The organism is Bradyrhizobium genosp. L (assembly GCF_015624485.1).
Classification (GTDB): domain Bacteria; phylum Pseudomonadota; class Alphaproteobacteria; order Rhizobiales; family Xanthobacteraceae; genus Bradyrhizobium.
Genome location: NZ_CP061378.1, coordinates 3,065,583 through 3,088,061 on the forward strand (window position 1 = coordinate 3,065,583; position 22,479 = coordinate 3,088,061).

Here is a 22,479-nt window from a genome sequence, read left to right on the forward strand (position 1 = left end):
CGTGATTGTCGTTGATCGTATATCGTAATATAGCGTACTATCATGAGACGCAACAGCCAGAAGACCTTCAGGGAGGTGAGGAGATGCCGTATCAGTCCGTGTTCAGGCCTGAGCTGTTCAAGGGGCAGACCGTCATCGTGACCGGCGGCGGCAGCGGCATCGGACGCTGCACCGCGCACGAACTCGCCGCGCTCGGCGCCAATGTGGTGATCCTCGGCAGGACAGTGGAGAAGCTCACCGAGGTGCAGCGGGAGATCGAAGAGGATGGCGGGCAGGCGATGGGCCGTGCCTGCGACATCCGTGACGAGAGCATGGTGGCTGCTGCGATCGATGCGGTGCTGGCGAAATATGGCCGCATCGATGGTCTGGTCAACAATGCCGGTGGCCAGTACCGCGCGCCGCTGAAGGCGATCTCGACCAAGGGCTTCGAGGCGGTCGTGCGCAACAATCTGACCGGCGGCTTCATCTTCATGCGCGAGGTCTATAACCGCTGGATGGAAGCCAATGGCGGAGCGATCGTGAACATCATCGCCGACATCTGGCATGGCTGGCCGGAGTTCGGCCATTCGGCGGCCGCGCGCGGCGGCATGCTGACCTTGACCGAGACGGCAGCCTGCGAATGGTCGTCGTCGGGGGTGCGGGTAAATGCCGTCGCGCCCGGCGGCATTGTGTCGAGCGGCTTTGATACCTACACGCCCGAAATGCAGAAGAAGCTGCATGACTTCACCGAACGTGTGCCGCTGCAGCGCTTTGGCACCGAGGCGGAGATATCGGCCACCATCACCTACCTGCTGTCGCCCGCAGCCGCCTACATCACCGGCTCGTGCCTGCGCGTCGATGGCGGAACGCCAAATGCCCGCACCACCTGGAAGCTCGAGCCGCATGACAGGAGCGCGCCGTTCGAAGGCTTCCATCGCGCGAAACTGCCCGAGGCGATGCAGCGCAAGGCGAGCGCATAAGCCGGGCAATCGCTCAGTCCACGGCGATCATCAGCTTGCCGTGGTTCTCGCCTCGGTAAAGCCGGGCAATGGCGCCGGGCGCGTGATCCAGGCCCGGCAGGATCTCCTCGTCGTGGACGATCTTGCCGGCAAGCGTGAGTTCGGCCAGCCGTTCTGCCGCGGTTTCGAATTCGGCGATGTGGTCGAAGATGATGAAACCTGACCATCGCAGGCGCCGCGTCAGGATTTCCCGTTCGGGGCGCAGGCCGGTGGGGACAGGTGTCCATGACGGGTTCGCGGCCGTGCCGCACTGGATCACGCGTCCGCGCAGCCGCATGGTTCGAATGGCGGCATCGGCGATCGGGCCGCCGGTGTTGTCGAAGAAGATATCGTTTCCTTCAGGACACGCGGCGCGGATCGCCGCGCCGAGGTCGCCCGCCTCGCGGTAGTTGATCATGTCCTGATAGCCGTAGCGAGATTTGGCCAGCGCGACCTTGTCGGCGGAGCCGGTCAGCCCGACAGCCCGACACCCTGCGATCTGCGCGAGCTGGCCGACGAAGCTTCCAACGCTGCCTGCCGCGGTCGAGACAAGCACCTGTTCGCCCGGCTTGGGATCGCCCAGGCCATGAAGGGCGAGGTAAGCTGTGATACCGTTCATGCCGAGCACGCTGAGATTGGCGCTCAGCGGCAGGCTCGAACGGGTGACTCGGCGCAGCACCGCTTCCGGCTTGGTGACACAATATCGCTGCCAGCCGAACCATCCGTAGACGTGCTCGCCGGCAGGATAGTCCGGCACATTGCTCTCGATGATCTCGCCGACCGCGAGCGCGCGCATCGGGGTGTCGAGCGGCACGGGCGCACTGTAGTTTCCCTCGTCGTTGGCCCATCCACGTTGCGCCGGATCGACGGAGAGATAGCGATTCGCAATCAGGATCTCGCCCGTGCCGGGCGCGGCGACCGGTTCCGTCACCAGCGAAAAATGTTCCGACTGCGGTATCCCACGCGGCCGCGCCACGAGCCGCACCTGCCGGTTCTCACGCAGGGTCATGAGTGTTCCCCATAGTTAGTACGCTTGTGTACAATATGACGATACGGTAGAAAACAGGCGGGAGACAAGGACGTTCCGGCGGCGTCGGCCGCAGCGCAAACCCTGCAACGCAAGAGGCAAACCCATGGCGGGGCTCTACTTCGAGCAATTTTCGGTCGGGCAGACCTTTGTCCATGAAATCCGGCGCACCGTGACTGACATGGACAACATCCTGTTCTCGTCGCTGACCTACAATCCGGCGGCGGTGCATATCGACCACGAATATGCCAAGGGTACCGAGTTCGGAAAGCCCTTGATGAACTCGATCTTCACGCTCGGCCTGATCATCGGTCTGTCGGTCCAGGACACCACGCTCGGAACCACCGTCGGCAACCTCGGCATGGAGGACACGCGGTTCCCGCGCCCGGTGTTCGCTGGTGATACGCTGCGCGCCGAGACCAAGGTGGTGGCCGTGCGCGAGAGTAAATCGAGGCCGACCCAGGGCATTGTGACCTTCGAGCATCGCGGCTTCAATCAGCATGGCGAGGAGGTGGTGTATTGCCGCAGGAACGGGCTGATGATGCGGAGGCCAGCATGAAGCTACGTTCGCTGCTCTTTGTGCCGGCCGACAGCGAGCGAAAGTTCGCCAAGGCCGACGGCATCGGTGCCGATGCGCTGATCCTCGATCTCGAGGATTCAGTGGCGCCGGGGCGAAAGACGTTCGCGCGTGGTGCCGTCAAGGATCTGTTGGGCGGCGGTCCGAGGAGCTGGTCGTTCCTGGTACGGATTAATCCGTTCGGCACCGGTCTGACCTTGGAGGATTTGGCGGCGGTGGTCCGTCCGGGTCTCGACGGCATCCTGATCCCCAAGGTCAACGGCATCGAGGACGTCGACCTGGTCTCGCACTATGTCGATGTGCTCGAGGTCGCGAACGGCATCTCCCCCGGTCACGTCAAGCTGCTGACTGTCGCGACCGAAACACCTGCTGCCATGATCGGCTTTGCCGGCTATGTGCGCAAGAACAAGCGACTGGCGGCAATGACTTGGGGCGGCGAAGATCTGAGCGCTGCACTCGGCGCGCTCACGCCGCGGGAAGCCGATGGAAGCTGGACCTTTCCCTATCAGGTGGCACGCGCGCAATGTCTGTTTGCTGCCGGTGCCGCCCATGCCGCGGCGCTCGAAACTCTCTATGTGGACTTCAAGGATCAGCAGGGGCTCGCCGAAAGCTGCAGGATCGCGCGTCGCGACGGTTTTGTCGGTCGGATCGCGATCCACCCAGATCAGGTCGCAACCATCAACACCTGCTTCACGCCGTCGGACGCTGATCTGGCGCATGCGCGCCGCGTCGTTGCGGCGTTTGCGGCCGCGCCTGACGTCGGCACGATCGGGATCGACGGCAAGATGTACGACATTCCGCATCTGGTCGCGGCGCGGCGCACCCTGGCATCGGTCGGGGAAGGCAATGCGAATGGATAGATCGTTCTTCAACCAGCTCGACGTTCCCGAGGATCATGCCGCGATCCGCGAGGGCGTGCGCGCTGTCGTCACACGCTTCGACGATGAATACTGGCTCGCGCGCGACGATGACGGCGAGTTTCCGCGTGAATTCCATCGCGCCATGGCGGATGCCGGCTGGCTCGGCATCACCATGCCGGAGCAATATGGCGGCTCGGGTCTCGGCGTCACCGAAGCCGCGATCATGATGCATGAGGTGGCAAGCCATGGCGGCGGCATGACCTCGGCGTCCGCGGTCCATATCAATTTGTTCGGGCCGCACCCGATCGTGGTGAAGGGCACGGACGAGCAGAAGCGGCGCTGGGTGCCGCGGCTGGTCTCCGGCGAAGACCAGTGCTGCTTCGGCTTCACCGAGCCCGATGCCGGGCTGAACACCACGCGCATCAAGACCTTTGCGGAGAAGGTGCCGGGCGGCTATCTCGTCCGCGGCCAGAAGGTCTGGACCTCGACGGCGCAGATCGCCAACAAGATCATGTTGCTGACGCGGACCACGAAGTTCGAGGATTGCAAGCGGCCGACTGACGGCATCACCATCTTCTACACCGATCTCGATCGCTCCAAGATCGAGGTGCGCCGCATCCCGAAAATGGGACGCAAGGCGGTGGATTCCAACGCCATCTTCATCGACGGCCTGTTCATTCCGGAAGCCGACCGGATCGGCGAGGAAGGCAAGGGCTTCTCCTACATCCTGCACAGCCTCAATCCCGAACGCATCCTGATCGCGGTCGAGGCCATCGGCATCGGGCAAGATGCGCTGCGCCGGGCGACGCGCTATGCCCGGGAGCGCGTGGTGTTCGATCGCCCGATCGGACAGAACCAGGCGATCCAGCATCCGCTCGCCGAGAAGTGGATGTATCTGGAATCGGCCTGGCTGATGGCGATGCGCGCCGCCTGGCTTTACGACGCCGGCAAGCCATGCGGCGCCGAGGCCAACAGCGCCAAATTGCTCGGCGCGCGCGCCGGGCACGACGCAGCATGGCAGGCGATCATGACCCATGGTGGCTTCGGTTATGCCAAGGAGTATCACGTCGAGCGGCTATTCCGCGAGGTCTCGATCACCAGGCTTGCGCCGATCACCGAGCAGCTCATCCTGAGCTTCATCGCCGAAAAGGTACTCGATCTGCCGAAGAGCTACTGAGCGACGGTCGCTGTCAAAGGTTGCGCGAGATCAACTCGCGCATGATCTCCGAGGTGCCGCCATAGATGCGCAGCACCCGCGCATCCGCAAACAGCCGACAGATCTCGTATTCGCGCATGAAGCCGTAGCCGCCGAAGAACTGCAGGCACTGATCGACGAGGCGTCCGTGCATCTCCGTGACCCATAATTTTGCGGTCGATGCGGCATAGGTTGTGAGCTCACCGCGGATATGCTGGGCCAGGCATTGGTCGACATAGGCCCAACCAACCTGAAGGTCCGATTTCAGGTCGGCCAGCTTGAAACGTGTATTCTGGAACGTCCCGACCGTCTGTCCAAAAGCCCTGCGCTCCTGGACATAGGCCTTGGTGATGTCGAAGGCCTTCTGTGCCGACGCAATCGAATGGAGCGCGATTGTCAGCCGCTCCTGCGGCAATTCGCTCATCAGCGCCGCCATGGCTCCGCCTTCAGAGCCTAGGAGATTGCTGGCGGGCACCCGAACCTGGTCGAAGAACAGCTCCGAGGTGTCGGAGGAGAGATGACCGAGTTTGTCGAGGTTGCGACCGTGCTGGAAACCGGGACGGTCGGTCTCGACCAGGATCAGGCTCATGCCGCGTGAGCCGCCGTCCGGATTGGTGCGGACGACCACAATGACAAGGTCGCACATCTGGCCGTTCGAAATGAAGGTCTTCTGACCGGAGATGACGTAGTCGTCGCCGTCGCGCACCGCACGCGTACGGATGCCCTGCAGATCACTGCCGGTGCCGGGCTCGGTCATCGCAATCGCGCAGACGGTCTTGCCGGCGATCATGCGCGGCAGCCACGTCTTCTTCTGCTCCTCCGTCCCGTAGCTCAGCAGATAACCACAGCAAACGTCGTTGTGGACCGAGAAGTCGGTGGCAGGACCCGCGAAACCGGAATAGGCGAGCTCCTCGATGACGACGGCGTTGTGACGAAAATCACCGCCGATGCCGCCATAGAGCTCCGGCACCTGCGGACAGAGCAGGCCGGCCTCGCCGGCCGCCGGCCATAGCGCGCGGTCGATGATCCCGGCCTTCTCCCATTCCTGGAAATGCGGCGCGATGTTCGCCACGGCGAAGCGGCGGACGCTATCGCGCAGCAGCGCGTGCTCTTCGTCGTAGACCGGGCGATTTGCAAGCATGTCGGTCGAACCGTCTCTTGAAACTGGAAGGCGACCCCGTCACTTCGCGAATTTGTGGAAGTCCGGGTCGCGCTTCTCGTTGAACGCTGCGACGCCTTCTTTCGACTCAGCCGTGTCGTAGAACATCTTCACGGCGTGCAGCGCGAAATTGCTGATGCCGCGGATGTTGTCGGAATCGGCGTTGAAGGAGCGCTTGGCGAGCGCGATGGCGGTCGGCGACCGCTGCGCGAGCTTGTCGGTCCAGTCCTTCACTGCGGCATCGAGCTGCGCTATGGGGACGACCTTGTTGACCAGGCCCATCTCGCGCGCCTGCTCGGCGGTGTAGCGTTCGTTGAGGAACCAGATCTCGCGCGCCTTCTTGTCGCCGACGTGGCGCGCCAGGAAGGCCGTGCCCCAGCCGGCGTCGACCGAGCCGACCTTGGGGCCGACTTGGCCGAACTGGGCGTGTTCGGCCGCGATTGTCAGATCGCAGAGCGTGGCGAGCACGTTGCCGCCGCCGATCGCAAAGCCGTTGACCCGGGCAATCACCGGTTTCGGCACATCGCGGATCAAGCTCTGAATCTCATCGATCGGCAACCCGACGACGCCGCGGCCATCATACTGGCCTTCATGCGCGGACTGGTCGCCGCCGGTGCAGAACGCCTTCTCGCCGGCGCCGGTCAGCACGATGCTGGCGACGTTGCGATCGTTGCCGGCGAGCTGGAAGGCCTGGATCAGCTCTTCCAGCGTCTGCCCGCGGAAGGCGTTATAGACCTTGGGCCGGTTGATGATGATCCACGCGGCGCGGTCGCGCACTTCATAGATGACGTCGGTGAACTGCTTGGGGTCGGTCATGATGTTTTCCTTCAGCGCTTAGATCATGTTCATCCCGCCGGAGACGGAGATGGTTTGCCCGGTGATGAATTTACCGTCGTCGGACGCAAGCATCGCGACGATGCCGCCGTAATCGTCCGGCTCGCCCATCCGCTTCAGCGGAATGCCTCGGACCATGGCGTCCTTCCATTTCACGGCATGCTCGCCCTCACCAAGGACTGCGGCCATCATCGGCGTATTGGTGGGGCCGGGGCAAACCGCGTTGACCAGGACGTTCTTGCGCGCGAGCTCGCGCGCCAGCGATTTCGTGAAGGAGATCAGCCCGCCCTTGCAGGCAGAGTAGACCGCCTCGTCGCTGGTACCGACCCGTGCGGCATCGGAGGCGATATTGACGATGCGGCCGCCGCCGCGCTCGGCCATCAACGGAGCAACGGCCTTATGGGTGTTGAGCGGCCCATAGAGGTTGATGCGGATGATCTTGTCCCACAGCTCCTTGTCGGTCTTCAGGAACGGCATCGGCCGGTCCCAGCCGGCATTGTTGACCAGCAGCCAGATCGGGCCGAGCTCGGCTTCGACCCTGGCCACCGCGGCATCGACTGAGGCGGCATCTCCGACATCGACCGCATAGGTCTTGATCACGGCCTGCGGCGCGAGCCTCGCCGTCTCCTCGCCACCTTGCGGGTTGATGTCGAAGATCGCGACCTTGCAGCCTTCTTCGGCGAGCCGCAGCGTCAATCCTCGTCCGATGCCCTGTCCGCCGCCGGTTACGACGGCGATTGTTCCCGATAGGCCCTTCAACGCTGATCTCCCTTGTTGTTGTTTTGTGGCTTGCAGCCGTCGCTCGAAGCAGGTGGCAGGGCTTATGAGCCCGACCCGTTCTTCTGAATGTCGAACCCGCGCTGCGAATACATTTGCCGGGCAATGATCGTCTTCATGATCTCAATCGAGCCGCCCGCGATCTTGACGATCCTCGCATCCGCATAGGCCCGTGCGATCGGATATTCCCACATGTAGCCCCAGCCGCCGAACAATTGCAGGCACTCGTCGACCGTTTCGCAGTGTAGCTCCGAGGTGAACATCTTGGCCATTGCCGCGTCGACGGGATCGAGCTTGCCGTCCATGAACAGCGAGATGCACTTGTCGGTGAAGACGCGCGCGACGGCCGCCTTGGTCTTCAGCTCCGCCAGCTTGAACTGGGTATTCTGGAAGTCGGCAAGCTTCTGGCCGAACGCGCTGCGCTCGGAGGTATATTGCAGCGTCCAGTCGATGACCGTCTCGGTGACCGTCGCGGAGCGGATCGCCTGCGCCAGCCGCTCCTGTGAGAGCTTGGTCATCATCTGGGCAAAGCCTTTGCCCTCCTTGCCGAGCAGATTGTCGGCGGGGATCCGGACATTGTCGAAGAACAGCTCCGAAGTGTCCTGCGCCTTCATGCCGAGCTTTTCCAGATTCCGGCCGCGTTTGAAGCCGGGCCGGTCGCTCTCGACAATGAACAGGGTGACGCCTTTGGCGCCGGCATGGCTGTCGGTCTTGGTCGCGAGGACGACGAAGTCGCAGAGCTGGCCGTTGGAGATGAACACCTTCTGGCCGTTGATGACGTAATCGTCGCCGTCGCGGGTTGCGCGCGTCCTGATCGCCTTCAGGTCGCTTCCGGCGTGCGGCTCGGTCATGCCGAGCGAGCCGATCGCTTCGCCTGAGACCATTTTGGGCAGCCACTGGCGCTTCTGCGCCTCGGTGCCGAAGGACAGGATATAGGTCGCGACCAGGTCGGTATGGATCAGGAAGCCCGGTCCGCTGGCGCCGGAGCGCCAAAGCTCTTCGAACACGACGACGTCAAAGAGATAATCAAGCCCCATGCCGCCATACTCTTCCGGAACGGTGCAGCAGAGCAGGCCGGCGGCGCCGGCTTTCAGCCACAGGTCCCGCGGGACGATGCCGTCGTCTTCCCATTTGGCATGGAAGGGTACGATCTCGCGGTCGACGAAACGGCGGACCGTTTCCCGGAAGATTTCGTGTTCTTCGCGAAAGATCGTGCGCGCGATCATTGTCAAAAGGCATCCCGTCTGATTTAGTTCGCTAGTGTACAGTATTCGGATTGGGCATACAACCTGAAACAGCGCAGCCAAGCGTAATCGTACACCAATGAACGATAACGGGAATGAGAGAGGGAATGATGCCGGTCGGACCGGAACTGAAGCAGTTTCGATGCGAATTGTCGCCGAATGGCGTTCTGCATCTCGTCTTCGACATGCCGGGCCGCTCGATGAACGTGTTCTCGAACGCAGCGATCGAAGAGCTTGGCCTGTTCGCGGACTGGCTCGAGCAGAGCGACACAGCCGGCGTCGTGATCCGCTCCGGCAAGGCGTCGGCGTTCTGCGCGGGCGCCGACCTCGCTGAACTCGAGACGGCCTACGACATGATCATGGCGGCGCCATCCGTGGAGCGTGACCGTCTCGCCTTCGATCATTTCTTTCGGCTGAGCCATGGCCTGCGGAGGCTCGAGACGGCCGGCAAGCCGGTTGCGGTCGCGATCTCGGGCCTCGCTTTGGGCGGCGGCTGCGAATTCGCGCTCGCGGCGCATCACAGGGTGATTGCGGATCAGCCGCAAGCCACGTTCGGTCTGCCGGAGTCGCTTGTTGGATTGCTGCCGGGCGGCGGCGGAACACAGCGGCTGCCGCGCCTGATCGGAATTGCGGCGGCGCTTCCGGTGCTGCTTGAGGGTGCGCGGATCGGCGGGCAGGCCGCCATCGCGGCCGGCCTCGCGCATGAACTCGTGGCCCCGGGCGAAGAGGTCGCTGCCGCCGAGCGCTGGGTGCTGTCCCGACCGCAGGCAATTCAGCCCTGGGATCGGCCGGACTGGCGTGCCGAAGACATCCCGCGCGCCCCGGCCATCATCGGCGAGAGCCGGGCAAAGGTCCTGACCGAGACGCTCGGGCACTATCCGGCGCCACTCGCCATTCTCGATTGTGTCGAACAGGGGTTTCCGCAGGCCTTCGATACCGCAATCCGGACCGAGATGCAGATCTTTGCAAAGCTGATCCAGCGGCGTGAGCCGCGCAACATGATCAGGACGCTGTTTCTGGGTCGGCTCGATCATGATCGGCTGAAGAAGAATGGACTGAGTCCGAAGGTTACGCAGGCGGTTGCCGCCGTCTTGAGCGTGCTGGATGCGCGGTCGGAGCGCGACCAGGAACTCTCGGACGCGTTTGCGCGCGCCGGATTCCGCGTCGAGCCGCGGCAGAAGGCAGTCTTCGATGGCCGGATCGCCGAGGCGAATTTCTGGTTCGACGATGAACCGAAATCCCGCGGCAAGGAGCTGCTACGTGCGCGGCTGGCCGAAGCCGGAACGGTGGCCGCGTGCTGGCGCCCGGAGCTCGATGAGGCCGAACGCCGTGCCGCCGACTATCTCCTGGTCACGCAAGGCGGGTTCCCCGGCTATCTCGGCGGGCTGTTTGCCGTCGGTCTGGACTAATTGGCGCTCCTGGGAAGGACAGACATCATGTCACGACCGCTCGACGGCATCAGGGTTCTCGATCTCTCGAAGGTGCTCGCCGGTCCGCTGTGCGCGCAATATCTCGGCGATCTCGGCGCCGAGGTCATCAAGGTCGAAGCGCTGGGGCAGGGTGATGAGACGCGGGGATGGCCGCCGTTTCCCGCGCCCGGCCTCGGCACGGTGTTTCTCAGCGCCAATCGCAACAAGCGAAGCATCGCGATCGACATGAAGTCCGGCGAGGGTCGGCAGCTTGTGCACGAACTTGCGAAATCGTCCGACGTCGCCATCGAGAGCTTCGGCACCGGTGTCGCCGAGCGGCTCGGGATCGATGCGGCTAGCCTACGCGCGCTCAACGACCGGCTGGTCCATTGCAGCATCTCCGGTTTCGGCCGGACCGGACCGCTCAAGAATTCGCCCGGTTACGACGTGATCCTGCAGGCCTTCAGCGGCATCATGTCGATGACCGGAGACGAGGGCGGCGGATATATCCGCAGTCCGATCTCCCCGATCGATCAGATGACCGGTGTGCACGCCTTCAGCGGCATCCTGGCCTGCCTGTTCGCGCGCGAGAAATCCGGCAAGGGCGCGGCGATCCAGGTGTCGCTGTTCGACACCGCGCTTGGCCTGCTCGGTTACAATCTGCAGACCTTCTGGGAACGCGGAACGCAGCCCGCCAAATGCGGCTCCAGCCATGAATCGCTTTGCCCTTACCAGGCGTTCGAGGCGGCCGACGGGCCGATCATGATCGGGGTGGCGAACGACAATCTCTGGCGCAAATTCTGCGCGGTCGCAGGCCTGGGCGCGATCGTGGACGACCCGAAGTTTCGCACCAACGCGGACCGGGTCAGGCACCGCACCGAAACGCTGCATCATGTGCGGAACGTGATCGCGAGCAACACGGTCGCGCATTGGAACGCGGCGCTCAATGAGGTCGGCATCCCCTGTTCGCCGATCAACACGCTGGCGCAGCTGCTCGAGCATCCGCATACCAAGGCCAACAGGCTCATCATGCAATACGACCACGCGGCCGCCGGTCGGCTCAATGCCGTCGGTTACCCCGTGACCTTCGTCGATCAGGAGCAAAGCCCGGGCCTGCCGCCGCCGATGCTGGGGCAGCACACCGACGATGTCTTGAGCGAGCTCGGCCTGTCCGCCGCGGCCATCGAAGCGTTGCGCCGCGGGGGCATCGTGGGGTGAGCGAACAGCCAGACCGGGGTGGCGAGACGATCGCGCGCCGCGTCCGTTGTTTCGACCTGACTATTCCTCCAGCAGCTTCCAGGAGGTCTTCTCGAAGATCGCCATGCGCAGCGACCGGTAGGGCGCATAATTGTCCTTCGAGTTGGTGAGCTCGATACCCGGCAGCAGCATGCCGACGCGCTCCTTGCTGAAGCTTGTCGCCTGGGCCAGCAGGTTCTCGCGCGTCAGATTGTCGCCGCAGCGCTGGATGCCCTTGGCGATCGCCTGCGCATTGATGTAGCCGGACAGTGCGACGGAATCGTTCGGACTGTCGTTCGGCGCCCATTTCTTCATGAAGGCGACGTATTGCTTCACGTCGGCGTCGTCGGCCCAGGCCGGATCGCCGGCCTGCTTAGTGAACTGGGTGGTATAGGCGCCCTGAACGTTCTCCAGCCCCGCGGGCGCGAGCACGCCCTGGATGGAGTTGACCGGGCTCGCCAGGAATTGTGTCGGCTTCCAGTTCAGCTCACCGCTCTTCTTGATTCCCTGGGCTGCGAACTTCGGCGTCGCGAAATAGACGATCGTGTCGGCGCCCGATGCCTTGAGTTTGAGGACTTCGGAGTCCACCGTCGGATAGCTCAGCTCATAGGATGCTTCCGCCACGATCTTCGCTGTGCCATCGGCGCCGAGCGCCGCCTTGAAGCCGGCGAGGTAGTCCTTGCCGTAATCGTCGTTCTGATAGAGCACCGCGATCTTGGCGTTGGGCATGTGCTTGAGGATGAACTTGCCGAACGTGGCGCCCTCCATTTCGAAGGGCGGATAGAATGGAACGGTCCAGGGGAAATTCTGCGGATCATTGAAGCGGCGGCCGCCTGCCGAGATGAACACCTGTGGCACCTTGTTCTGGTTGAGATATTTTTGAACGGCCACGTTGGGGACGGTGCCGACTGTGCCGACTTCGGCGAGCACGCCGTCGTCGTCGACCAGCTTGCGGGTCTGCTCGATGGCTTTCGGCGGGCTGTAAGCGTTGTCGAGCGAGATCAGGTTCACCTTTCGGCCGTTGATGCCTCCGGCTTCGTTCAGCATCTGGAAATAGCCGGTCATGACGCGGCCGTAGCTCGAAAACGCCGATGCCGGACCGCTATACGGCACAGTCTGGCCGATCTTGATTTCGGTGTCCGTGACGCCTGGTCCGTATTGCTTTTCGGCCGCGCTGGCATCGCCGGCACATGCACCCAACAGGGCCGAGACAGCGACCAGTGTCGAAATCCTCATGCTCCCCTCCGACGTTTTTTGTTCGTCACCGATCGCGAACAATCAGTACGCATATGTACGATATACTATAAAACGGTGGTTGAGAACGGAAAATGTGTTTCGGCGTTGTTGCGATGCGAAGACGCTGTAATACCGATCGTGCGGCGGCAAGGGGAAGCTCCTTGAACCGAGGTCGCTTTGTGATACTACTCGTAATAAAGCGTACTAATTGATCTCGGACCGCCGGTGCACGTCGCCCGCAGTCCCTCGATCGTCAAGACCGCGGGGAGAGAACATGGGTGCCTCAAGCGCGACGGCCCTGGCCGCATTGAAGATCGGGGGTCGCGTCGCCTTCGAACGGCTGGTGCGCCCGAAGGCGCGGAGGCGCGACGACGTGCCGTGCTCGCCGGGCGCGATCACTCCGGAGTGGCTGACAGCGGTGCTGTGCGACAAGGTGCCGGGAGCCGTCGTGACCGGGGTCGAGGTCAAGCCCGCCAGCGCCGGAACGCATGAGCGGCACCGCCTGGTCGTCACCTACAACGAACAGGGTAGGCGCGCCGGCCTGCCGACCTCGATGTTCACGAAGTCGCTGCCGAGCGTCGTCACAAGGATGATCGGCGGGTTCAATGGCACGGCGCGCGCGGAAGGCAGCTTCTACATGCAGCTCCGGCCGCAGCTCGAGATCGAGGCGCCGGTCGGCTATCATGCCGCATTCGACACGCGAACCCTGGCCTCGATCCTGCTGCTCGAGGATCTCGTAGCCGCGAAGTCGGCGACGTTCTGCAACCACACGACATACGTCACGCGCAGCATGGCCGAAGACATGGTCGATCTTCTCGCCGTGCTGCACGCCCGCTTCCATGGCGATACGGCGCTTGCGACCAAGTACCGCTGGGTTGCGCCTTATCCGCGCTGGTTCACCATCGGCGCGCAGAAGATGGATCTTCAGCATTACACGACGAAGGCGTTTGACGTGGGGGCGCATGTCATTCCGCAGAGCGTGCTGGCCCGGCGCGACGAGGTCTGGCCGGCTGCGATGCGTGCGCTCGCAGTCCACGACAATGGGCCGCAGGGCCTACTTCATTCCGACGTGCATATCGGCAACTGGTATCAGACGGGCGCGGGCAACATGGGCCTGTGCGATTGGCAATGCTTGGCGCGGGGGCACTGGTCTCGGGACGTCGCCTATGCCGTGGCGGCGGCGCTGACACCGGAGGATCGGCGGGCGTGGGAGCGGGATCTGCTGACCCGCTATCTGGAGCGCTTTGCGGCGCTGACCGGAACCCGGCCGGATTTTGACGAGAGCTTCAACAATTATCGGCGACAGATCGTGCACGCACTCCTGATGTGGACGATCACGCTCTGTCACTCGCCGCTGCTGCCCAATATGCAGTCGAAAGAGACCACCCTGACGATGATTGAGAGAATTTCAACGGCGATGGCCGATCTGGATACGCTCAAGAGCTGACATTGTGTTCAGAGCGGACGGGTGCGCACGAGTCTGTTGCTCGCGCAAATCGAACCCCATCATGAGGTCGGTCAAGGTCACGCGGCGACCGAGAACCGAAGGCGCGATTTCTACTTCCAATTCATGCATATATGGTCCTAGAACAGCCAGGTTGCGGACGTCCCGCCAGACTGGATTTCTCAATCGGTCCAATTGCACAAAGGGTCGTTGGAATCTGAAAATATCAGCAAAATGAATAGTTTGGACCGAAAATTCTCTATTGCGCCGATGATGGATTGGACCGACCGGCATTGCCGCGTGTTCCATCGCCTGATGTCGCGGCAGGCGCGGCTTTATACGGAGATGCTGACGACCGGCGCGGTGATCCATGGCGACCGGGCGCGGCTGCTCGGCTTCGATGTGAGCGAGCATCCGCTGGCGCTGCAGCTCGGCGGTTCCGATCCAGGCGAGCTCGCTGCGGCGGCCAGGATCGGCGAGGATTTTGGCTACGACGAGATCAATCTCAATGTCGGTTGCCCGTCCGACCGCGTGAAGGACGGCCGCTTCGGCGCCTGCCTGATGGCGGAGCCTGCGCTGGTTGCCGAGGGTGTCGCGGCGATGAAGCGCGCGGTGAACATCCCGGCGACGGTGAAGTGCCGGATCGGCATCGACGACCAGGACCCGGAAGTGGCGCTCGATGTGCTGGCGCGCGGCGTGATCGCGGCCGGTGCGGATGCGCTGATCGTGCACGCCCGCAAGGCCTGGCTCAACGGGCTGTCGCCGAAGGAGAACCGCGACATCCCGCCGCTCGACTATGATCGTGTCTACCGCCTGAAGGCGGCGTTGCCGAACGTGCCGGTCATCATCAATGGCGGCATCGCCGGCGTCGCGGAGGCGAAGCAACACCTCGCTCATGTCGACGGCGTGATGCTCGGCCGTGCCGCATATCAGGAGCCGTGGCGATTGCTTGCGGTCGATCCCGAACTGTTCGGCGAGGCCGCGCCGCACGCGACGATGAAGGATGTGTTCGCGGCGATGACGCCCTATATCGAGGCGCAACTCGCACAAGGCACGCGGCTGCACGCCATCACGCGGCATTTCGTCGGTGCATTCCATGGCGTCCCCGGCGCGCGCGCGTTCCGCCGCCACCTCGCGGAGAACGGCGTCAAGCCGGGTGCAGGCCTCGAGGTGCTGCGCGATGCGATCGCGCGCGTCGACGACCGCGCCCCGGCGCCGATCGCGGCTTAGGGACTCTTCATCCCCTCCAGCAGGCGGAGCGGACTGATCGGGCCCACGGGGATCAGCTCGAAGCTCATCAGATGGGCCTGGCCGAGCGGCAGCTTCTCGAGCATGTCATGGGCGGCGGCGGGATCGGTGACGTTGAGCAGGAACACCACCCCGCGACGGTCTTGCCTCGAATACCACTGGTCGATCTTGCCGGTCAGATAAAGCTCGACGGTTTCCCGCGCCTCGTTCGGCAGGATCGCAAGTGCCTTTGCCTGATCGACACCGGGATTGAGGGTGCCGATGGCGAGGATCTTGGTGGTCGGCGTCGGAGCTGGCTGGGCAACGCCGGCGCCTGCGCCGATCATCCCAACAAGCAGCGCCAGGCCGGTGGCAAGGGCGTATCTCATTTTCCGTCTCCCATTTCCTCGGGTGCAAAGTCAACGCGTGAGCGGTGGATCGATCGCTGGAGCTGTCAGTCGTCGGATGATTTCGCGGCCATGTCGTCCACGGCCATCCGGCTCAATCCCTGCCGCAGCGCCGCTACGTCTTTCCTGCCGTTGAGCTGCTCGAATTGCCGCTGCGCCTCGTGCCAGAGCGGAGAAGCCTCGTCGTGCAGGCGACGGCCCTTGTCGGTGAGCTCGATCAGCCGGCTTCGTCCGTCGCTCGGCGAGGGACGGAGCCTGATCAGGCCGTCACGCTCCAGGAAGCCGAGCATTTTCCCCATCGCCGTCCGTTCGATGTCGAGGCGCTCGGCAAGCGGATGGATCGCGGCGCGGCCCAGCTCCTTCAGGGCGGCCAGCGTCAGGAATTGCGTGACGCGCAGGCCCGCCGGCTCGAGATGGGCATCATAGAAGCGTGTGATCTGCCGGCTCGCTTTTCGCATCGCGTTGCAGTGGCACGCGTCGACCCGAAGCGGCTGGTTGAGCGGCGACATCTCGTTCAATCCCTGTTGACGGCCGGCATCTCGATCAGGACGCGATGAGCAACTGAAAGCATATGCTCTTATCGGTCAAGCCGTCTGGAATGTCCGGCCGTACGATGCCGCTGATGTGATCGCGGATGTTTGCGTGCTCCGCGAGGAGCAAAATGCTGCGTGGCAGCAAGCCGCCCGACGCCGCCTGTGTTCAGCGCAGCATGTCTGCGCACGGTTAGACCAATTGCGAATTTGTGCTGCATTGAAGAGTGGGGCAGTCTGTCGCACCTGAGCGCCGCGGCAAGCGCCTCCTGCGATGCAGGAAGAATAGAGAGCCGCTCCACGCGCCCAATTCCAAACTGCGATGTCAAATCGCCCTCTCTCTCCGAGACCGTGATCTCTTCGAGATCATCGAGGGCAACAGGAACGAGTTTGTCTTGATGAAATAACGTCTGCAGAAAACGACAAAAGCCGGGAGGTCTGGAATGGGTACGGTTCGATTTTCGATCAATCGTCGCACGCTCATCAAGTCCGGAATTGCTCTGGCCGGTAGCCAGGCGATTGGTGCGCCCTTCATCGTCAAGTCGCTCGCGGACGAGCCGATCAAGATCGGAATGGTCAACCCACTGACCGGGGTGCTTTCCGCGCTGGCGCAAAGCGAGGTCGACGGCGCCAGATATGCCGAGGCCGAGATCAACAAAAAGGGCGGCATTCTGGGCCGCCAGATCCAGCTCCTGGTCGAGGATTCTGCGAACGACGTCGGCACCGGGGTGCAGAAGACCCGAAAGCTGATCGATCGCGACAACGTCGCCGTCATTCTTGGCGACGTGAATTCCGGCATCGCCTACGCGATGTCGCAAGTCACCAACGAGAAGAAGGTCTTCCACATCGTTCCCGGCGGTCACACCGATCCGATCACCGGCGTGAACTGCAAGTGGAACGTGTTCCGCATCTGCAACACTACGACCATGGACGCCAACGCGATCACCCCCCAGCTGGTGCAGAAGTTCGGCAAGAAATGGTTCTTCATCACGCCCGACTATGCCTACGGTCACACCTTGCAGGACGCCTTCGTCAAGGCGCTCAAGAAGGCGGGCGGCACGTTCGAGGGCGACATGCTCCCGATCAACAACACCGATTTCTCCGCGACCTTGATCAAGGCCAAGTCCTACAAGCCGAACGTTCTGCTCAACAACATGGGCGGCCTGACGCAGATCAATTGCATGAAGCAGTTCACCCAGTTCGGGATGCAGAAGGAAATGGCGCTCGGCGGCGCGTTGTTCGAGCTGGAAAGCGTCAAGGGATGTCCGCCCGACGCGCAGACCGGCTGGTGGACTATGGAGTGGTGGTGGAACCAGCCCAACGTGCCGGAGGTCGTCAAGTTCGTGAGTGATTTCCGCGCAGCAACCAAGAAGACGCCGTCGGCGCGCGACTGGTTCGGGTACGTGGCGATGCATACGGTCCGGCTTGCGGCAGGGAAGGCGAAGTCGCTCGAGGGTCCGAAAATGGCGAAGGCGCTGGAGGACTTTGAACTGCCGCCGGACGTCGCCTTGCAGCCCGGAAAGGTGCGCTACCGGGCCGGAGACCATGAGCTGATGCCAAATATTTTCGTCGGCGAAGTGCATCCGCCCAAGTCGGCGCCGGATGACGTCTTCACCACCTCGGCGCTCGTGCCCGGCGACGAGGCCGCGGGCTCGGTGGCGGACACCGGCTGCAAGATGGCGGAGCCGGCCTGATCGAGCCCGAGTGTTTTCGAGCGAAGTGGGGCTGAACAACCGGCAATGCCGAGGGCGGGATGATCCAGGTCATATTGTTCAACGTCACCAATGGTCTCATCATCGGTGCGTTCTATGTGCTGATGGCGCTGGGCCTCTCCCTGATCCTCAATCTCAGCAACGTCATCAACTTCGCGCACGGCAACTTCCTTGCGCTTGGCGGCTATATTGCCTTTACCCTGTCGCCGGCGCTGGGGTACTGGGGCGCGCTGCTGGTCTCGCCGTTCATCACCGCGCTGATCGGACTTGCGGTCGAGCGCTTGATGATCCGGCGGGTCTATAACCGGGATCCGGTCTATAGCCTGCTGCTCACGTTCGGCTTCGCCTTCGTGATGCAGGATGCCGCCCGCTACATTTGGGGACCCAACGGGCTGCCGCTCGGATTGCCCGACTTCCTGGCGCAGCCGATCAGCCCCACGCTGTTCTTCATCACCTGGTATCGCGTCTTCATGGTCGGCGTCGTGATCGTCGCGGTGCTCGGGCTGTTCGCGTTCCTGCGCTACACGCAAGTGGGGGTGCGCATCCGGGCAGGTACGCTCGATCTCGAGACGGTGGCTTCCCTCGGGGTCAACATCAGCCTGTTGCGAACGCTCAATTTCGCGCTCGGCTGCCTGCTGGCCGGCCTAAGCGGCGTGCTTGCCGCCGGGCAGATCGGCCTCAATCCCAACATGGGCGACGATTTGCTGATGCCGAGCTTCATCGCGATCATCGTCGGTGGTGTCGGCAGTCTGATCGGCACGCTGTGCGGCGGACTGCTGATCGGGGTGGCGGCGGCGCTCACGACGGTCTTCTTTCCGGCTGCGAGCGAAGCCGTCATCTATGCCATCATGATGATCGTCCTTCTCGTTCGTCCCCGTGGGCTGATGGGCGAGGAGGGGATGATGGCATGAGCACCGATGTCGGCACGCGCGTGGGCGGCGCAGCAGTCGGAGCGGGACGAACGCCGGGCGTTCCGCGATGGGTCATGCTCGTCGCGGTATGGGCCGTTCTGATCGCGGTTCCCTATTGGCTTCCATTGCTCGGCGGTTACACGGCGCTGGCAGGGCGGGTGCTGGTGTTCGGGCTGGCTGCGATGGGGCTGAACCTGTTGCTGGGATTCACCGGCGTCCTCAGCTTCGGTCATGCCGCCTATTTCGGCCTTGGTGCCTATGGCGCCGGCCTCACCTTGCGATATCTCGCCCACAGCACGCCGCTTGCCATGCTGCTCGGAACGCTGCTGGGCGGCCTGGCTGGCACCCTGTTCGGCCTTCTGATCGTGCGCCGCCGGGGCGTCTATTTTGCCATGTGCACGATCGCGTTCGGGCAGCTCTGGTACTACCTCGCCTACAGCTGGAACGACTTCACCGGCGGCTTCGACGGCTTGCGCGATTTTCACCGCGAGCCGATCGGATTGGGGCGCTTGACGCTCGACATCTCCGATGGCGGCAACAGATTCTATTTTTTCCTGCTCGCCGTGTTCGCCATTGCCGTGGCGCTGCTCGGCCTGCTGGTCCGCTCGCCGTTCGGCCACACCTTGCGCGCGATCCGGGAGAACGAGCGTCGCGCGCGCTTTCTGGCGATCCCGGTCGAGCGTCAGATCTGGCTGTCGTTCTCGATTTCCTGCTTCTTCACGGCACTCGCGGGTACCCTCTATGCCTTGCTGAACAACTTTGCCGATCCGCTGACCCTGCATTACTCGCTGTCCGGCTATTTCGTGGTGATGTGCGTCATGGGCGGCATGCGAACCTTCTGGGGGCCGCTGGTCGGTGCCGCCGTGTTTGTGGTGCTGCAGGACTACATCTCGTCGATGACCGTGAACTGGATGTCGTTCGTCGGCGCGATCTTCGTGCTGGTCGTGCTGTTCTTCCCGCGCGGCCTGCTCGGCATGCGGCGCAGGCGCGGGTCGGTGTGACATGCTCGAGGTTCGCAACATCACCAAGCGGTTCGGCAATCTGGTTGCGGTCAGGGACGTGTCGATGCACGTCAAGACCGGCGAATTGCGCGCCATCATCGGCCCGAACGGGGCGGGCAAGACGACCTTCTTCAACATGATCAGCGGCTACTTTCCCCCGACCGGAGGATCGATCCTGTTTGAAGGCCGGGATGTGACGCGCGTACCGGCACACCAGCGGGTCGGGCTCGGCATGGGACGCACGTTCCAGATCACCGAGGTGTTTCCGGAACTGACGGTCCACGAGAACGTGCTGACCGCGGCCGAGGTCGCGGCCGGACAGACGCTGCAACTGTTGCCGAATCGGGCGGGCGCCAAGCTTGCCAACGACGTCGCGGCCGAAACCCTGGCGCTGGTGGGGCTCGCCGCCAAGGCCGACCGGCTGGTCGGCGAACTCTCGCACGGCGACCAGCGGACCACCGAGATCGCGATGGCGCTGGCGCAGCTTCCTCGCCTGTTGCTGCTCGACGAACCGACGGCCGGGATGGGTGACCAGGAGACGTATGAGATCACGGCACTCATTCGTCGCCTGCACAAGGAGAGGAATTACACGATCGTGCTGATCGAGCACGATATGCGGGTGGTGTTCCATCTGGCGGATTACATCACGGTACTCGATCAGGGTGGCTTGCTTGCCGAGGGCAGGCCCGAAGAGATCGCGGCGTCCGAGGCGGTGCAGGCGGCCTATCTGGGAGAGAGCCAATGACACCGCTCGAGGTCGCGGGATTGCAGACGTTCTACGGCAAGAGCCACATCCTCCACGGTGTCGGCCTGACGGTGAACGAAGGCGAGATCGTCGTGCTTCTCGGCCGCAACGGCGCCGGCAAGACGACGACGCTCCGCAGCATCATGGGGCTCACTCCGCCGCGCGGTGGCCAGGTGAAGCTGTTCGGGGCGGACGCGACCCGCATGTCGCCTTATCAGGTTGCGGGACTTGGTGTCGGCTATGTGCCGGAAGGCCGCAAGATCTTCGCCAATCTGACCGTCGCGGACAATTTGCGGGTCCCTGTCGCGCGTCCCGGTCCGTGGAACACCAAGCGCGTGTTCGAGACCTTCCCGCGCCTTGCGGAGCGGCGCGACAATCGCGGCCGCCAGCTCTCCGGCGGCGAGCAGGAGATGCTTTCAATCGCCCGGGCCCTGCTGCTCAATCCGAAGCTTCTGCTGCTCGACGAGCCAAGCCAGGGACTGGCGCCGCTGATCGTGAAGGAGGTCTTTCAGATCATTCAGACGATGCGCAAGGAGGGGATCTCCGTGCTGCTGGTCGAGCAGAACGTTCGCGTCAGCCTCGCCATCGCGGATCGCGCCTATGTGCTGGACGACGGCGCCATCATCTACAGCGGCAGCGCCGCCGAACTCGCCAACGACGAGGAGCGCGTCCGCTCGATGGCTGGCGCCAGCGCGAAGGAATGGGTTACGAGTGATCATTAAAGCGCGATGAGATCGGGTTGAACCATCATCGCGCTTCAGCGTCTTGTCTGAGCATGGTCTTTCGGAAAACCGCGTCGCAACTTTCCGGATCATGCTCTAAGCATGAGGCGAATCGCGATCTTCAGAGCCAGGAGGGAAAAGATGCTGACGTTCGTCGAAGGACATCCCAACACCGATGCCATGATGCTCTACGTGATCGCCGCAATCACGATGGGCATCCTGCTCTATCGCTTCCATCAAAGGCGGATCTGACGAAGCCGATCTGTTCAAGGCGATGTGCTCTAACGCCGCGTGAATTTTTGCGCGATCTTGAGGAAGTTGAAGAGCTGCGGCATTCGATTGTCGCGCCGGTAGTTCAGCGAAAGCGCCGTACCGGGATTATGTCCTTCATAGGCACGGTAGGTGACACCGGGCCGTTCCGACTGCGACACCGATTGCGGCACCAGCGCAATGCCGACGCCGACGGACACCAGGCTGATCGCGGTCTGATAATCCTGGGCCAGGATCTGTGACTTGGGGATGAAGCCTTCCTCGAGGCAGATCCTGAGGATGTGGTCGGCGAAGCTCGGGCGCGGCTTGCGGGGATAGAGAATGAAAGTCTCGGTCTTGAGCGCCGACAGTCGCGTGACGTGCTGGTCGAGCAGGGGCGAGGTGTCGGGCACCGCGATGATCAGCGGCTCGTGCAGCAGCGGCTCAGACTTCAGTTCCTCATCCTCGAGCGAGGGGCGGGCGATGGCGATATCGATCTCGCGCTGGATCACGGCGCGCTTCAGCTCGGCATTGTTCATCGCCGATAGCGCGAGCTCCACATCGGGATAGGCCGAACGAAACGCCTTGATCACGTTGGGCAGGACGCCGTAGGTCGCGGAGCCGACGAAGGCGACGCGCAGGTGACCCGAAAAGCCTTCTCCGATCCGCTTGATCTCGCGCTGCGTCCGGTCGAGTCGCTCGAGGACATCGCGCGCACGCTCCAGAAGAACATTGCCCGCCTGGGTCAACCGGATCTGGCTTCGGCTGCGATCAATCAGCATGACGCCCAGATCGCTCTCCAGCTGGGCGATCTGCCGGCTGAGCGGCGGTTGAGCGATCGCGAGCCGCGATGCAGCCCGTCCGAAATGCAATTCCTCGGCAACGGCAACAAAATAAGCTAGTCGCCTGAGGTCCATGACATCGTCGCGACCGGTCACGGGCTAACCGGACGTTTGTTCACGCGCTTCCAGGGAAGCTTGTCGGGTTTCGGACCTGGCGG

General features: G+C 63.1%; 22 protein-coding genes. 13 read left to right on the top strand and 9 right to left on the bottom strand.

Annotated features, from left to right (window positions below):
- Nucleotides 1-83 precede the first annotated feature (83 nt).
- Nucleotides 84-959, top strand: a complete 876-nt coding sequence (locus IC762_RS14235) for an SDR family oxidoreductase (RefSeq protein WP_195789402.1) — start codon at nt 84-86, stop codon at nt 957-959.
- A gap of 13 nt (nt 960-972) precedes the next feature.
- Here the strand turns inward: IC762_RS14235 and IC762_RS14240 are convergent, their stop codons facing one another.
- Complete coding sequence (locus IC762_RS14240) at nt 973-1,986, bottom strand: NADP-dependent oxidoreductase (RefSeq protein WP_195789403.1); 1,014 nt, start codon at nt 1,984-1,986, stop codon at nt 973-975.
- A gap of 124 nt (nt 1,987-2,110) precedes the next feature.
- Here IC762_RS14240 and IC762_RS14245 point away from each other — a divergent pair, with 124 nt between their 5' ends.
- Genes IC762_RS14245 through IC762_RS14255 form a run of 3 tightly spaced genes read left to right on the top strand, consistent with a single transcriptional unit; the run spans nt 2,111 to nt 4,618 of the window.
- On the top strand, nt 2,111-2,563 hold the full coding sequence (locus tag IC762_RS14245; protein WP_195789404.1) for a MaoC family dehydratase: 453 nt from the start codon (nt 2,111-2,113) through the stop codon (nt 2,561-2,563).
- A complete protein-coding gene (locus IC762_RS14250; RefSeq protein WP_195789405.1) occupies nt 2,560-3,441 on the top strand; it encodes an HpcH/HpaI aldolase/citrate lyase family protein in 882 nt (293 codons plus the stop codon). The genes IC762_RS14245 and IC762_RS14250 overlap by 4 nt, the downstream gene beginning before the upstream one ends.
- Nucleotides 3,434-4,618 (top strand): acyl-CoA dehydrogenase family protein, encoded by a 1,185-nt coding sequence (locus IC762_RS14255; protein WP_195789406.1) that lies wholly within the window; start codon nt 3,434-3,436, stop codon nt 4,616-4,618. The genes IC762_RS14250 and IC762_RS14255 overlap by 8 nt, the downstream gene beginning before the upstream one ends.
- Nucleotides 4,619-4,631: 13 nt before the next feature.
- Here IC762_RS14255 and IC762_RS14260 read toward each other — a convergent pair whose 3' ends face one another.
- The 4 genes from IC762_RS14260 to IC762_RS14275 all read right to left on the bottom strand — a co-directional run bounded on the left by IC762_RS14260 (nt 4,632) and on the right by IC762_RS14275 (nt 8,713).
- The gene (locus IC762_RS14260; RefSeq protein ID WP_195789407.1) at nt 4,632-5,777 is read right to left on the bottom strand and encodes an acyl-CoA dehydrogenase family protein; all 1,146 of its coding nucleotides are present in this window, start codon (nt 5,775-5,777) and stop codon (nt 4,632-4,634) included.
- Between the two features lie 39 nt (nt 5,778-5,816).
- On the bottom strand, nt 5,817-6,611 hold the full coding sequence (locus IC762_RS14265; RefSeq protein WP_195789408.1) for an enoyl-CoA hydratase-related protein: 795 nt from the start codon (nt 6,609-6,611) through the stop codon (nt 5,817-5,819).
- A gap of 18 nt (nt 6,612-6,629) precedes the next feature.
- Nucleotides 6,630-7,388: an SDR family oxidoreductase gene (locus IC762_RS14270; protein WP_195789409.1), complete on the bottom strand. Its 759-nt coding sequence runs from the start codon at nt 7,386-7,388 to the stop codon at nt 6,630-6,632.
- A gap of 62 nt (nt 7,389-7,450) precedes the next feature.
- Entirely contained in the window at nt 7,451-8,713 is a 1,263-nt protein-coding gene (locus IC762_RS14275) for an acyl-CoA dehydrogenase family protein (protein WP_246801558.1), read from the bottom strand.
- 44 nt (nt 8,714-8,757) lie between these two features.
- Between IC762_RS14275 and IC762_RS14280 the strand changes: the two genes are divergently transcribed.
- Together IC762_RS14280 and IC762_RS14285 are read left to right on the top strand one after the other, a co-directional pair.
- Nucleotides 8,758-10,059, top strand: a complete 1,302-nt coding sequence (locus IC762_RS14280) for an enoyl-CoA hydratase-related protein (RefSeq protein ID WP_210338444.1) — start codon at nt 8,758-8,760, stop codon at nt 10,057-10,059.
- A gap of 27 nt (nt 10,060-10,086) precedes the next feature.
- A complete protein-coding gene (locus IC762_RS14285) occupies nt 10,087-11,277 on the top strand; it encodes a CaiB/BaiF CoA transferase family protein (protein ID WP_210338445.1) in 1,191 nt (396 codons plus the stop codon).
- 60 nt (nt 11,278-11,337) lie between these two features.
- Here IC762_RS14285 and IC762_RS14290 read toward each other — a convergent pair whose 3' ends face one another.
- Nucleotides 11,338-12,531 carry an ABC transporter substrate-binding protein gene (locus IC762_RS14290; RefSeq protein WP_195789411.1) on the bottom strand — a complete coding sequence of 398 codons (1,194 nt, stop codon included), beginning with the start codon at nt 12,529-12,531 and terminating at the stop codon, nt 11,338-11,340.
- Nucleotides 12,532-12,805: 274 nt separating this feature from the next.
- Here IC762_RS14290 and IC762_RS14295 point away from each other — a divergent pair, with 274 nt between their 5' ends.
- Both IC762_RS14295 and dusA read left to right on the top strand, forming a co-directional pair.
- On the top strand, nt 12,806-13,978 hold the full coding sequence (locus IC762_RS14295) for a phosphotransferase family protein (RefSeq protein ID WP_195789412.1): 1,173 nt from the start codon (nt 12,806-12,808) through the stop codon (nt 13,976-13,978).
- Between the two features lie 267 nt (nt 13,979-14,245).
- Nucleotides 14,246-15,205: a tRNA dihydrouridine(20/20a) synthase DusA gene (gene dusA / locus IC762_RS14300; RefSeq protein ID WP_246801657.1), complete on the top strand. Its 960-nt coding sequence runs from the start codon at nt 14,246-14,248 to the stop codon at nt 15,203-15,205.
- Here dusA and IC762_RS14305 read toward each other — a convergent pair.
- Together IC762_RS14305 and IC762_RS14310 are read right to left on the bottom strand one after the other, a co-directional pair.
- Nucleotides 15,202-15,591 (bottom strand): hypothetical protein, encoded by a 390-nt coding sequence (locus IC762_RS14305; RefSeq protein ID WP_210338446.1) that lies wholly within the window; start codon nt 15,589-15,591, stop codon nt 15,202-15,204. The genes dusA and IC762_RS14305 overlap by 4 nt on opposite strands.
- Before the next feature lie 65 nt (nt 15,592-15,656).
- On the bottom strand, nt 15,657-16,118 hold the full coding sequence (locus tag IC762_RS14310; RefSeq protein ID WP_195789414.1) for a MarR family winged helix-turn-helix transcriptional regulator: 462 nt from the start codon (nt 16,116-16,118) through the stop codon (nt 15,657-15,659).
- Nucleotides 16,119-16,582: 464 nt separating this feature from the next.
- Here IC762_RS14310 and IC762_RS14315 point away from each other — a divergent pair, with 464 nt between their 5' ends.
- The 5 genes from IC762_RS14315 to IC762_RS14335 all read left to right on the top strand — a co-directional run bounded on the left by IC762_RS14315 (nt 16,583) and on the right by IC762_RS14335 (nt 21,230).
- Entirely contained in the window at nt 16,583-17,833 is a 1,251-nt protein-coding gene (locus tag IC762_RS14315) for an ABC transporter substrate-binding protein (RefSeq protein ID WP_195789415.1), read from the top strand.
- A 59-nt stretch (nt 17,834-17,892) separates the two neighbouring features.
- A complete protein-coding gene (locus IC762_RS14320; protein WP_195789416.1) occupies nt 17,893-18,762 on the top strand; it encodes a branched-chain amino acid ABC transporter permease in 870 nt (289 codons plus the stop codon).
- On the top strand, nt 18,759-19,763 hold the full coding sequence (locus IC762_RS14325; protein WP_246801561.1) for a branched-chain amino acid ABC transporter permease: 1,005 nt from the start codon (nt 18,759-18,761) through the stop codon (nt 19,761-19,763). The genes IC762_RS14320 and IC762_RS14325 overlap by 4 nt, the downstream gene beginning before the upstream one ends.
- Before the next feature lie 64 nt (nt 19,764-19,827).
- Entirely contained in the window at nt 19,828-20,508 is a 681-nt protein-coding gene (locus IC762_RS14330; protein WP_246801563.1) for an ABC transporter ATP-binding protein, read from the top strand.
- Nucleotides 20,505-21,230 carry an ABC transporter ATP-binding protein gene (locus tag IC762_RS14335; RefSeq protein WP_195789418.1) on the top strand — a complete coding sequence of 242 codons (726 nt, stop codon included), beginning with the start codon at nt 20,505-20,507 and terminating at the stop codon, nt 21,228-21,230. Before IC762_RS14330 ends, IC762_RS14335 begins: the two co-directional genes overlap by 4 nt.
- Before the next feature lie 281 nt (nt 21,231-21,511).
- Here the strand turns inward: IC762_RS14335 and IC762_RS14340 are convergent, their stop codons facing one another.
- Nucleotides 21,512-22,417 (bottom strand): LysR family transcriptional regulator, encoded by a 906-nt coding sequence (locus IC762_RS14340; protein WP_349629754.1) that lies wholly within the window; start codon nt 22,415-22,417, stop codon nt 21,512-21,514.
- Between the last annotated feature and the right edge of the window lie 62 nt (nt 22,418-22,479).

Excerpts from the sequence above, each read along its gene's own strand:
- IC762_RS14295 (WP_195789412.1), top strand. The coding sequence starts at position 12,806 with ATGGGTGCCTCAAGCGCGACGGCCCTGGCCGCATTGAAGATCGGGGGT.
- dusA (WP_246801657.1), top strand. The coding sequence starts at position 14,246 with ATGATGGATTGGACCGACCGGCATTGCCGCGTGTTCCATCGCCTGATG.
- IC762_RS14335 (WP_195789418.1), top strand. The coding sequence starts at position 20,505 with ATGACACCGCTCGAGGTCGCGGGATTGCAGACGTTCTACGGCAAGAGC.
- IC762_RS14325 (WP_246801561.1), top strand. The coding sequence starts at position 18,759 with ATGAGCACCGATGTCGGCACGCGCGTGGGCGGCGCAGCAGTCGGAGCG.
- IC762_RS14290 (WP_195789411.1), bottom strand. The coding sequence starts at position 12,531 with ATGAGGATTTCGACACTGGTCGCTGTCTCGGCCCTGTTGGGTGCATGT.
- IC762_RS14310 (WP_195789414.1), bottom strand. The coding sequence starts at position 16,118 with ATGTCGCCGCTCAACCAGCCGCTTCGGGTCGACGCGTGCCACTGCAAC.
- IC762_RS14235 (WP_195789402.1), top strand. The coding sequence starts at position 84 with ATGCCGTATCAGTCCGTGTTCAGGCCTGAGCTGTTCAAGGGGCAGACC.
- IC762_RS14255 (WP_195789406.1), top strand. The coding sequence starts at position 3,434 with ATGGATAGATCGTTCTTCAACCAGCTCGACGTTCCCGAGGATCATGCC.
- IC762_RS14305 (WP_210338446.1), bottom strand. The coding sequence starts at position 15,591 with ATGAGATACGCCCTTGCCACCGGCCTGGCGCTGCTTGTTGGGATGATC.
- IC762_RS14320 (WP_195789416.1), top strand. The coding sequence starts at position 17,893 with ATGATCCAGGTCATATTGTTCAACGTCACCAATGGTCTCATCATCGGT.
- IC762_RS14245 (WP_195789404.1), top strand. The coding sequence starts at position 2,111 with ATGGCGGGGCTCTACTTCGAGCAATTTTCGGTCGGGCAGACCTTTGTC.
- IC762_RS14260 (WP_195789407.1), bottom strand. The coding sequence starts at position 5,777 with ATGCTTGCAAATCGCCCGGTCTACGACGAAGAGCACGCGCTGCTGCGC.
- IC762_RS14285 (WP_210338445.1), top strand. The coding sequence starts at position 10,087 with ATGTCACGACCGCTCGACGGCATCAGGGTTCTCGATCTCTCGAAGGTG.
- IC762_RS14265 (WP_195789408.1), bottom strand. The coding sequence starts at position 6,611 with ATGACCGACCCCAAGCAGTTCACCGACGTCATCTATGAAGTGCGCGAC.
- IC762_RS14250 (WP_195789405.1), top strand. The coding sequence starts at position 2,560 with ATGAAGCTACGTTCGCTGCTCTTTGTGCCGGCCGACAGCGAGCGAAAG.
- IC762_RS14280 (WP_210338444.1), top strand. The coding sequence starts at position 8,758 with ATGATGCCGGTCGGACCGGAACTGAAGCAGTTTCGATGCGAATTGTCG.
- IC762_RS14315 (WP_195789415.1), top strand. The coding sequence starts at position 16,583 with ATGGGTACGGTTCGATTTTCGATCAATCGTCGCACGCTCATCAAGTCC.
- IC762_RS14240 (WP_195789403.1), bottom strand. The coding sequence starts at position 1,986 with ATGACCCTGCGTGAGAACCGGCAGGTGCGGCTCGTGGCGCGGCCGCGT.
- IC762_RS14330 (WP_246801563.1), top strand. The coding sequence starts at position 19,828 with ATGCACGTCAAGACCGGCGAATTGCGCGCCATCATCGGCCCGAACGGG.